11 protein-coding genes are annotated in these 10,771 nt (G+C 43.3%); all 11 read left to right on the top strand.

Translation table 11 applies throughout. The annotated features are described in order from the left end of the window. Positions 1 to 2 precede the first annotated feature (2 nt). The 11 genes from O1V65_RS10135 (at position 3) to sctE (ending at position 10,764) form a co-directional block, all read left to right on the top strand. Positions 3 to 2,054 carry an EscV/YscV/HrcV family type III secretion system export apparatus protein gene (locus tag O1V65_RS10135; protein WP_269130471.1) on the top strand — a complete coding sequence of 684 codons (2,052 nt, stop codon included), beginning with the start codon at positions 3 to 5 and terminating at the stop codon, positions 2,052 to 2,054. 12 nt (positions 2,055 to 2,066) lie between these two features. Then, the gene (gene sctN, locus O1V65_RS10130) at positions 2,067 to 3,359 is read left to right on the top strand and encodes a type III secretion system ATPase SctN (protein ID WP_376783459.1); all 1,293 of its coding nucleotides are present in this window, start codon (positions 2,067 to 2,069) and stop codon (positions 3,357 to 3,359) included. Then, positions 3,349 to 3,795, top strand: coding sequence for a hypothetical protein (locus tag O1V65_RS10125; RefSeq protein ID WP_017493207.1), 447 nt, complete (start codon positions 3,349 to 3,351; stop codon positions 3,793 to 3,795). Before sctN ends, O1V65_RS10125 begins: the two co-directional genes overlap by 11 nt. Next, a complete protein-coding gene (locus O1V65_RS10120) occupies positions 3,783 to 4,646 on the top strand; it encodes a SpaN/EivJ family type III secretion system needle length determinant (protein ID WP_269130470.1) in 864 nt (287 codons plus the stop codon). Before O1V65_RS10125 ends, O1V65_RS10120 begins: the two co-directional genes overlap by 13 nt. Then, the gene (locus O1V65_RS10115) at positions 4,643 to 5,578 is read left to right on the top strand and encodes a FliM/FliN family flagellar motor switch protein (RefSeq protein WP_084912359.1); all 936 of its coding nucleotides are present in this window, start codon (positions 4,643 to 4,645) and stop codon (positions 5,576 to 5,578) included. The genes O1V65_RS10120 and O1V65_RS10115 overlap by 4 nt, the downstream gene beginning before the upstream one ends. After that, positions 5,568 to 6,233, top strand: a complete 666-nt coding sequence (locus O1V65_RS10110) for an EscR/YscR/HrcR family type III secretion system export apparatus protein (protein WP_084912360.1) — start codon at positions 5,568 to 5,570, stop codon at positions 6,231 to 6,233. The genes O1V65_RS10115 and O1V65_RS10110 overlap by 11 nt, the downstream gene beginning before the upstream one ends. A gap of 9 nt (positions 6,234 to 6,242) precedes the next feature. After that, positions 6,243 to 6,500 carry an EscS/YscS/HrcS family type III secretion system export apparatus protein gene (locus O1V65_RS10105; RefSeq protein ID WP_017494061.1) on the top strand — a complete coding sequence of 86 codons (258 nt, stop codon included), beginning with the start codon at positions 6,243 to 6,245 and terminating at the stop codon, positions 6,498 to 6,500. 13 nt (positions 6,501 to 6,513) lie between these two features. Then, positions 6,514 to 7,275 carry a type III secretion system export apparatus subunit SctT gene (sctT, locus tag O1V65_RS10100; protein WP_038328422.1) on the top strand — a complete coding sequence of 254 codons (762 nt, stop codon included), beginning with the start codon at positions 6,514 to 6,516 and terminating at the stop codon, positions 7,273 to 7,275. A gap of 7 nt (positions 7,276 to 7,282) precedes the next feature. Then, a complete protein-coding gene (locus O1V65_RS10095; RefSeq protein ID WP_017494063.1) occupies positions 7,283 to 8,392 on the top strand; it encodes an EscU/YscU/HrcU family type III secretion system export apparatus switch protein in 1,110 nt (369 codons plus the stop codon). Positions 8,393 to 8,510: 118 nt separating this feature from the next. Continuing rightward, a complete protein-coding gene (sicA, locus tag O1V65_RS10090) occupies positions 8,511 to 8,996 on the top strand; it encodes a type III secretion system translocator chaperone SicA (protein WP_376783504.1) in 486 nt (161 codons plus the stop codon). Next, positions 8,989 to 10,764 (top strand): type III secretion system translocon subunit SseC family protein, encoded by a 1,776-nt coding sequence (gene sctE, locus O1V65_RS10085; RefSeq protein ID WP_017494065.1) that lies wholly within the window; start codon positions 8,989 to 8,991, stop codon positions 10,762 to 10,764. Before sicA ends, sctE begins: the two co-directional genes overlap by 8 nt. Positions 10,765 to 10,771 lie beyond the last annotated feature (7 nt).

Here is a 10,771-nt window from a genome sequence, read left to right as displayed (position 1 = left end):
AAATGAACAAGATTTTGAAAAACGTTAGAGAGCACCCAGAACTTATCATCTTATTATTGATGGTGACAATAATATCAATGCTCATTGTCCCTCTACCAACTTATCTGGTGGATTTTCTTATTGGTTTGAATATTGTTATCTCTATGCTCGTTTTTCTGTCCTCATTTTATATCGATGGAATATTAAGCTTTTCAACTTTTCCAGCCGTGTTGTTGATAACAACACTTTTTCGACTTTCATTATCTATCAGCACCAGTCGGCTAATATTGAACGACGCGGATGCGGGGGAGATTATTGAGACCTTTGGTCTTTTTGTCATTGGCGACAACCTCATTGTCGGATTTGTGATTTTTTTCATTGTCACCATTACACAGTTTATGGTCATCACTAAAGGAGCTGAACGCGTTGCCGAAGTTGCGGCACGTTTCTCACTCGATGCCATGCCTGGCAAGCAGATGAGCATTGACGCTGACGTCAAGGCGGGGACCCTAGACGCCGATCAGGCTAAAAGCCGTAGAAATATTCTTGAAAGAGAAAGTCAGCTTTACGGATCCTTTGATGGTGCAATGAAGTTTATCAAAGGTGATGCAATTGCTGGGATTATCATCATTTTTGTGAACTTCATAGGCGGGATCAGCGTCGGTATGAATCAGCATAACATGTCGATGTCTCAGGCCTTGCACACCTACACCATGTTGACAATCGGCGATGGATTGGTTGCACAAATACCCTCATTGTTAATCGCAGTCAGCGCCGGATTTATTGTTACCCGCGTCAATGGCGAAGGTGACAATATGGGGAAAAAAATCCTTTCTCAGTTAATTAATCATCCTTATGTTATCGCCTTGGCCGCCATATTAACCCTTGCCGTCGGATTACTGCCTGGGTTCCCGATCATGGTATTTCTGACCCTGTCGTTACTACTTGCAGGAACCTATTGGTATAAGCAAAAGGCGCTTAGGGAAGGCAAGGATAGCACTAATAAAATTTCTCAGGGTGAGAGTTCTCACAATCAGGCGGCAGACACGGGCCTCGAAAGCTCGATGAAAATGATAGACCATTTTGAGAGTGTCAATGCAGAGGCTGTGCCTTTGATTCTTGTTTTACCCATTGAGCAATTTCAAAAGTTAAAGGATCAGGCTCTTTCGGAACATATTCGCAGCCAGTTCTTTATCGATTATGGTATACGGCTCCCGGAAATAATATTGCATAGCGCTATAGTCGATAAAACAAATAAAGTCACCTTGCATATTAATGAAATTAAAGCGGCGGAGTTTACACTCTATTTTGATAAGCTTCGCGTCATTAATAAATTAGATGAAATCGAGATGTTAGCTATCGAGACGATAAAAGATAGCAGCGGCATCTGGGTAGAGAGTAAAGACAGAGAGAGTCTAGAGTCGCTGGGATATTTGCTGAGAATGCCTGTCGATGAACTTTATTCTTGCCTGTCTATGCAGTTGTCGCATCATATCAATGAGTTCTTTGGTGTGCAGGAGGCGAAAGGCATGTCAGATCGGCTGGAACACTCCTGCCCTGAGCTTATCAAAGAAGTATTACGCCACATGACCATGCAAAAAATATCAGAAATATTGCAACGTCTGTTATGTGAAAGGATCTCCATTCGTAATATGAAGATGATCATGGAGGCTTTGGCTCTGTGGGCACCCAAAGAAAAAGACGTTATTTTACTAGTCGAGCATGTGCGCGGTGCATTAGCACGCTATATCTGTGACAAGTTCTCAATTCATAATCAGCTTCGTGTCATTATGGTGACGGCAGAGACGGAGGATGTCTTTCGCAAAGGAATAAGATCAACATCTGGTGGTTTATTTTTAAATATTGAGCCAGCAGTAGCAGAAAATCTAATGGATACCTTTTCGGTAGTGTTGCTAAATTATGACTCAGAGTTTAAGGACATTGTCATTATTTCATCGGTAGATGTGCGAAGGTTCATTAAGAAGTTTATTGAGACTCGATTCAAAGATATCGCCGTTATGTCCTTTGGAGAATTATCTCAACACGTCAACGTTGACGTCATACAGACCATTTAAGCAGGTGGGCAGGTGAAATATTCCGAACTGATGGTGAAGCAGGTACACCCGTTGATTTTACGTTCCAGCATTATTGAAGCTGAGCTTAAAGGCGTCAAAATTGGGGAAATATGCGAGATTCGCGGCAGTGTTTACAGTCCTAAGGTTATTGCTCGAGCGCAGGTCATTGGATTCAACCAACATACAACTGTGCTGAGCCTGCTTGGAAATGCCAATGGTTTATCACGTGAGTGCGTTTTGCACCCTACGGGTAAAGAGCTGGTTATTCCTGTCGGTGATTTTTTGTGTGGATGCGTGATCGATCCCGCGGGAAACATTACTGAGCGTTTTACAGAAACACCAGAAACGCAACTAAGCCATTTGTGTTCCATTCAAGCCAACGCGCCTGGCTGGCAGCATCGTCGGGGGATCTATCTGCCACTCTTGACGGGAGTGAAGGCGCTGGATGGTCTGATGACCTGCGGTGTTGGGCAGCGCGTCGGGATATTTTCATCCGCGGGCTGCGGCAAGACAACGTTGATGCATATGCTCATTGAGCACATTGAAACTGACATTTTCGTCATTGGCCTGATAGGCGAAAGGGGCAGGGAAGTCACCGAGTTTATGGATATCCTTCGCAAATCCGGGCGGCGAAAAGATTGTGTGATGGTCTGCGCAACCTCGGACAATTCGTCCATGGACCGTTGTAACGCCGTATTGGTTGCTACGACGATTGCCGAGTATTTTCGTGACAGTGGAAAGAACGTTGTACTGTTTATTGATTCTATTACTCGATACGCGCGCGCCTTGCGTGACCTTGCCCTGTCGGCAGGAGAGTCTCCTGCCAGAAGAGGATATCCGGCCTCGGTATTTGACAATCTACCGAAGATTCTCGAACGAGCGGGGAATGTAGAAGGAGGGAGTATTACCGCCTTTTACACCATTTTGCTTGAAAGTGATGATGAAGGGGATCCTATCGCCAACGAGATCCGATCAATTCTCGATGGACATATTTATCTCAGCCGAGAATTGGCAGCCCAGAATCACTATCCCGCAATCGATATTTTAAACAGTCTCAGCCGCGTGGCGACTCAGGTCTGCAAGTCTGATCATCTTAACGATGCGGCGGCGGTAAGGCGGAAATTGGCGAAGATTGAAGAACTCAAAATGTTTATCGATATGGGGGAATATAAATTTGGTGAAAACCAGGAGAACGATCGAGTAGTCAAGCAACGAGATGCACTAAATCAATGGCTCTGTCAGTCCTGCGATGAGATTGTCGACCACAAAGAAATGCTGAGTGAGATGAGTAAGCTTGCATCATAAATATGCGGCACTTCTGCAGCGTAACGAGATGCGGCTTCGGCGTCTTCATTGGCTACTAATGGAATTAGAGAGCCGTCAGCAACGGTTAAGTAGCGAAAAGCAAACGCAGGCAACCCAGGTCGAAACACTGCGTAATTTAATCAAACATCACAGTTTCGCCGGGGTTTCGACTCGGGCAGATTTATTTGCAGAACAGCGTAAGTTAGCAGTTTTGAGAAGACAGCTCTTTGCCATTATTCAGCAAGTTCAAGAGATTGATGAAAAATTAGATGATATCAAGCGTGAGATTATTCAACACCGGGTACTCATGCTAACGGGAATGTATCGTTCAGAAAAGTACAAACATCTGCTGCAAGGCGCCTTGAGTAAAAAAAGGCAAACCCAAAGTCGGCAGGATGAATCAGAAATGGAAGAGATGATTTTATGGAAAAAGTAACTTCGAAACCGGCCGCGGGTATATCAAGGCCGCAAAGTGATCCTACGGAAAATGTTTCTTTAGCTGAAAGAGCAATGAGAAAAAAACTGGGCCAAAAGAAGCTCCTGAAAGCAGAACCCTATGCATTAATTTTACCTTTCCGAATGCTTGAACATTATCGCCTGATCGTTATTAAGCAGAAGGACGAAAACGGTTCCGCTTCTTCAAAAACCGGCCTTGCTGAACCTTTACACGTCACTTCTTTGTTTAACAGGGAAGAGCAGGGGCAATCAGGTACCACCTTGCCTGCAACGAGAGTCGAGAGCGCACCTGTCGATGTTGCAAAGCGAACCACCCTCGCTTCGAATGAAAATACTCGTCCCGCCGACACATTGAGTGACAATACTCCTCCAACTGGCATCTCGAGTAAAAATACTCCTTTAGTCGACACCTTTCAGCCTAAACCACCCGTTGAAAATGCCGATGTTGATGATGAGTTTTCGCGTAAAACTCCGGACGCTCATTCACTTCAGTCCCTGATGGGGCGTGCTTCATTTGTTGCCAATCATCCTGGTGCACCGATTTTGAGCGAGAAGAAGAGCGCAGCACTAATACCACAGCCCCGAGAGGTTCAACCAGACAGCTCGGCATTCTCATCGGAATCGTTTACCTATCACTTTCAGCACTTACCCGGAAATCAGAGCGTAAAAATTAACACGGTTGTTCAAGGGCAACTGTCATTACATCCTTCCTCAAACCTTGTACAGAATCTGTTATTGCAGAAGAAAGGACTGCGAGAAATTGCGACAGAATGGTCATTATCCCCTGAATTCTCGCAGGAAAGGGACGATAAAAGTGATAATCAACAGTGATTGCTAACTACCTTCGCCGAGTCACCCCTGATTCGCTAAATGAAAACCAATGGGTCCAGCAATGGAAAGCCAAAGGTAAAGAAATCATATTTTCGGCCCCTGCAAAGGGTGGAGCACTCTTGTCCTTCAGTGCCGAAGGTAAATGGCGTGGCACAATCGATTTACATCACTGGTTCGCCATGGTCTTCCCGGACAGCAGCCGGTTGTCGAAAGAAAGCTGGGATGATGAACAGCTCACGGCACTCTTTTTTGGCTGTTCGCGCCCGCTGGATATTACCGAAGATGAGTTGCATTACGTTCGTTTAACAGCTTGCCGCCGCTCTATCGTTAAAAATTTTCCCGTTAAAGACATGCCGGAAATTTGCACCCCGCAGGGCACGCTATGGCTTAGTCAGTTACCTAAAGCGGTTAATCATATTTCTCTTTCACTTGGCAGCGTAGCACGAAGAAAGAATATGCCCCTAAGGCTGGATTTTTCGATGGGGGAAAGTCGAATTTCTTTGTCGCTGCTCTCCAGCATGAAAAAAGGCGATGCACTTCTCATCCAAAATATGCTGCATGATGTACTGATTAATAATTTGAAGATAGGGAATTACGAACAAAAGGAACGCCTTATGAATATCGAAACGAATAATATAACGACTCTATCAATTCAAAAGACCGTGGGGGAGGATGCTTTTTTGGAAACAAAAAACACGCAGTCCATTAAAAAAATTCCATTAAAGCTATCTTTCATCTTGCAGCAAGACGTTATTACGCTCGGTGAACTGGAGGGTATATATAATGGGCAATCAATCCCCTGCAATCCAGACTTTGAAAAAAAAATTATAATCCAGGCAAACGGATTAACCATCGCCCACGGAGAGCTTGTGGTTATTGACGATTGTATGGCCGTCCTTGTCACCGGTCTGGAAGCCGATCATGCCAGTTAACAATGATATTCCTCTTATTGTTGTTCTTGCTCTGGCAACGATCCTCCCCTTTTTGATTGCCTGCGGAACCTGCTATATCAAATTCTCGATAGTTTTTGTCATGGTCCGTAACGCTCTGGGATTACAACAAATTCCCTCAAACATGACGCTGAATGGCGTCGCGTTACTTCTGGCGATGTTTGTGATGAGTCCGATAATCAAAAGTGGCTATACCAATTATCAAGAAAGTAAGACAGATATTACGCAAATGTCATCACTGATCGACTATATCGATAATGGGATTGACCCTTATCGTAATTACCTGACGCGTTATTCTGATCCTGACTTAAGCGACTTTTTTGAAAAGATCCAGTCCGGAAGGGAGGCGACTGAAAATGGTGAACAAGATGAACCACAGAAGCTGTCAATTTTATCACTGCTGCCCGCTTACGCGTTAAGTGAAATTAAAAATGCGTTCAAAATTGGTTTTTACCTTTATCTGCCTTTTGTCGTCATTGACCTATTGATTTCATGCATATTGCTTGCGTTAGGCATGATGATGATGAGCCCCGTGACCATATCGGTACCGATTAAGCTGGTACTTTTTGTTGTCATGGACGGTTGGACCATTTTGTCCAAAGGTCTGGTGCTTCAATATATGGACTTACCGGCTTAGGAAAATACTATGAATGACATGCTTTATGCTGGTAACAAAGTCCTGTATCTAGTGCTCATTTTATCGGCGGGTCCTATTTTTGTTGCTACCGTAGTAGGATTGCTGGTTGGACTTATTCAGACGGTAACTCAGCTTCAGGAACAGACGCTTCCTTTTGGCATTAAACTGTTAAGTGTCACGCTTTGCCTGTTTTTACTGTCCGGTTGGTACGGAGAAATCCTTTTAGCCTATGGGCGAGAGGTCGTCAGACTGGCTTTGAGTCGCTAACTTATGGCCAATCATGTTAACTGAATATAATGAATTGTTTTACCATTGGTTGGGCGTCATGGCATTCTCTTCGGCGAGGATATTGCCAATATTTATTATGCTCCCATTCCTGAACAGCAATACTCTTAATAATTCAATTCGTGTGCCCGTTGCAATGTTGCTTGGGCTTTCTCTTTGGCCCAAAACAGCAGGGGTAAAATTTGATTTTCAGGCGGAGATGTATTTCGGTCTCTTAGTTAAAGAGTCTATGATTGGGCTCTTATTGGGATGCTTAATTAGCCTACCTTTCTGGGTTCTTCACGCTGCGGGATGTATCATCGACAATCAGCGCGGAGCGACGATAAGCAGCAGTATTGACCCCGTGAGCGGTGTTGATACTTCAGAGTTAGCCAATTTTTTTAATATATTTTGCGCTGCAATATTTTTACAATCAGGAGGGTTGATATTGACACTAGAGGTAATAAAAGAAAGCTACGACCTTTTCGAACCTTTGACTTTTACCTTGCCGAATATGATCCCCTTGCTCAATTTAATCACTGAAGTTATTTCTCGTTCAATAATGGTTGCCAGCCCATTAATTGCTCTTTTTTTATTGACTGAGGCAACGCTCGGGTTGCTTTCACGTTATGCTCCTCAGATGAACGCATTTTCATTGGCGTTGACGGTTAAGAGTTTTCTGGGCTTTTTGCTATTAATCATTTATTTTCATCCAATTTTTTCAGACAGTATCCTACCCCTTATTTTTACAACCGAAAAACTACAGTTATGGAAGTAAATCACTCATGTCATTAAGCAAGACAGAGAAACCCACTCAAAAGAAGATTAGTGATGCCGTTAAAAAAGGCCAATCCTTTAAGAGTAAGGATTTGGTTATTACCTGTTTAATATTGGCAGGCGTCAATTATATTATTACTTTAGATTTTATCAAACAGATGGCCGGCGTCTGGGGGATGATAATTGAAGACGGCTTTAAACAGAATATAGCAGACTATGCTTCGTCAGTCTTTATCCTCGCACTAAAGATAATCATACCTTTTTTATTGCTTTGCGTTTTCTGCACCACGCTGCCTTCACTGCTGCAAACCGGATTTGTTTTGGCAACCAAAATATTTAAACTCAACTTTGGTGCGTTGAATCCGATCAACGGGACCAAGAAGTTGTTTAGTTTACGAACGGTTAAGGATACTGTGAAAGCAGTACTTTATCTTTTGGTCTTTATCATTATTTTTATGAATCTCTGGAGCGAGAACAAAATTCTCTTCCTGCTTCAAAGATACGGTACGCCTCAACAAACGCTGGTTATTTGGGGGCACCTTATTCAGCGAATGGTAACTACATGTTTGCTTGGCATGATTATTATCATGTTGTTAGATGCGATTGCAGAATACTTTTTATATATCAAAGATCTCAAGATGGACAAGCAGGAGGTTAAAAGAGAGCGTATAGATCAGGATGGTAATCCGCTCATTAAATCAACGAGACGAAGTTTGCATTCTGAAATTCTTGACGAGCAGACAAAACTCGATATCACAAACTCAAAAGTTATTATTGCTAATCCTACCCATATTGCTATAGGTATTTATTTCAATGCCGATATTGTTCCCATCCCTTTCATTTCAGTGCTCGAAACGAATCAGTGCGCCTTGTCAGTAAGGCGATATGCAAAAAAAATGGGCGTTCCGGTATTGGAAGACATTGCCCTGGCAAGGCGGATTTATAAGTCACACTCAAAATATTCATTTATCAGCGTTGATGAATTAGATGCCGTTTTACAAATCCTCGTTTGGCTTGAACAGGTCGACAATGCGTGGCAAGAAGATCAATCGTCTTTAATTTCTGAAGCCTCTGATGAGGTTAATAATAAAAATGGTGAGAATGAGCGATCTTTATAAGATTCATATAAATATCGATGATGTAATTCCAGCATTAAACAGTTCCCACTTTGGTCTGCGTAGTTAAGGAGTATTCATGGAACGAACTGACACGATTAACGATGATAAAATTGCAGATATGTTGCTTGGGTGTTTGAATGAACAGGCAACATTAAAGGATATTCACAATATTCCTGATGATATGATGAACAGTCTTTATGCCTATGCTTATCAATTTTATCAGCAGGGTAAGCTCGATAACGCTGAGACTTTTTTTCAATTTTTATGCATGTATGATTTTTATAATACAGATTATTTTATGGGTCTTGCCGCGGTCTATCAATTAAAAAAACAGTATCAAAAAGCCGCCGATCTTTACGCGGTGGTTTTTGCAATGAACGGCAATGATTATAGAAGCGTATTTCATGCCGGACAGTGTCAGCTAATGATGAAAGAAATGCTGAAGGCCAGAAGATGTTTTGAGCTGGTTTGCGAGCAAAGTCATGATGTTGAACTGGTTCAGCGGGCTGAAGCTTATACCATAAATATGAAACCCTGCTCTGAAGATGCCATGAACGTTAAGTCTGATGCGTTTAAAACTCAGCCGGAGAAATGCAATGAGTGAAACGGTTATTCTGCAAAAAGGGCCCCCCTTATCGGTACCTGAAACTTTAAAACCGAAAGCTGCCGACTTGTCCCAGGAACCTCCTCAAAGCGTTGAAATGAGTAATATCCAGGCTGCCGCGCAGCAGACTGCGGTCAAAATGATGGTGATTGGATTAAGTGAAACCGCGAATCTGACACTGGCGGCTTCGCTTAAAGCGGATATCCCTCGACTTGCTCTTCCTACCACGCCATTAAATGTTGAAGCCAAGCAACCTGCCGGCCTCTCAGCTTTAGTGGCAGGGTTAATGCAAATTTTTGCTGACGGAAACACCCATAAATTACAGAATCGACTTAGCCAGATTAATGCGCTGAGCTTGGCCAAGACGGCAAGTGGCCTTGCGCTTTTAAATGAGTACATCCAGGCAAACGCTGAGAGCGCCCAGGCAATTCAAGAGGCAACGGCTGACGGTGATGCGCTTGTCACGGCGAACAAGCATTACGAAGGTGCTAAATCTGACTATGAGGCTGCAAAAGATAAACTGGCAGGGATGAATCCTTCAGATATTGATTACGGGAAGGCTCAGGACTCACTCAATAAGGCAACGGGAAAACTCAGTCTTGCTTCAACGGCGCTGGGTATAGCAAAAGATAAATCGATAGCTTCAGCTAGTCTCGCCACCGAGAAGATGCTTATCGTTGATGGCCTTTGGGACAAACTTCAGAAGCAGCCGAATGTAGATAGAGTCGTACTCAAAACGACCAACGAACAGCATCTCACCGGCTTGGCCGCAATGACTCTGTTGCTCGGCACGCTATCCAATCTGATTGGAGACAATGCAGACAAAAAACTTCAGGCCAGCGCTAAACTCTCAAGACAGTTGCAGGAAGCACGGCAAAAAGAAATGGAGTCAAAAGCCAAAGAGCAGGCCGAGGAGATCCGTAAGGCAGAACATCTCAATAAGATCATGGGCTGTGTTGGTAAGATTTTAGGCGGAATAATCATGGCAGTAAGCATTGTCGGAGCCGTTTTCACCGGGGGGGCTAGCCTGGCGCTGGCCGCAGTAGGCATGGCATTGCTTATCGCCGACCCGATTGTTGCCAAAGTAACTGGAAAAAGTATTACCGACAGGGTGATGGCGCCAGTCCTGGAACATGTGATCCAGCCAATAATGAAATTTGTTGCGGAAAAAATTAAATCTTTTTTGAATGATTTAGGGGTGAAAGACGGAATTGCCAATATTATTTCTACCGTTACTGCTGCCATCACTGTTGCGGTAATCATGATTGCCGTCGGTGTGGTCGCTAAAAATGTGGCAAGTGCATTGCTTAAAAGAATCGTCCCCATAATGAGTAAAGTCATCAATAAGGTGATCCAAAAAACGGTACCTGCGGCAGTGAGAAGGACAGCCAGTAAAGTTTCGACCTCTATGAGTAAATCTGTAGCGCGGTTAGGTGAACAGCTAGGATTTAAAAATGATGTGGTTTCTTTAAGAAGTTATGGGCGTAATATAGACTATGCCGTTATGGGTGCCGAGGTTTCTAAATCTACCGTAGAGACCGCGAACAGTATCCAGTTAGGCATTTCAACTAAAAAAGTCGCCGATAAAGAAGCGGATATTATAGTCGCTATGGCAGATGTTAAATTCATTAGTAAATATCTCAAGCAGATGATCGAAATAATTGATGCAGATAATAGGGCTAAGTTAAATATTATCGAAACGGTGAGTTCTATTAATCTTGCAAGGCAGCAAACTAATTTATCGATTGTTAATTTACAGCGCATATAAGCGCTTT

Source organism: Rouxiella badensis (assembly GCF_026967515.2).
Classification (GTDB): Bacteria; Pseudomonadota; Gammaproteobacteria; order Enterobacterales; family Enterobacteriaceae; genus Rouxiella; species Rouxiella badensis.
Note: the sequence above shows the minus strand (reverse complement) of the source record. Positions and strands in the feature narration are given on the sequence as shown.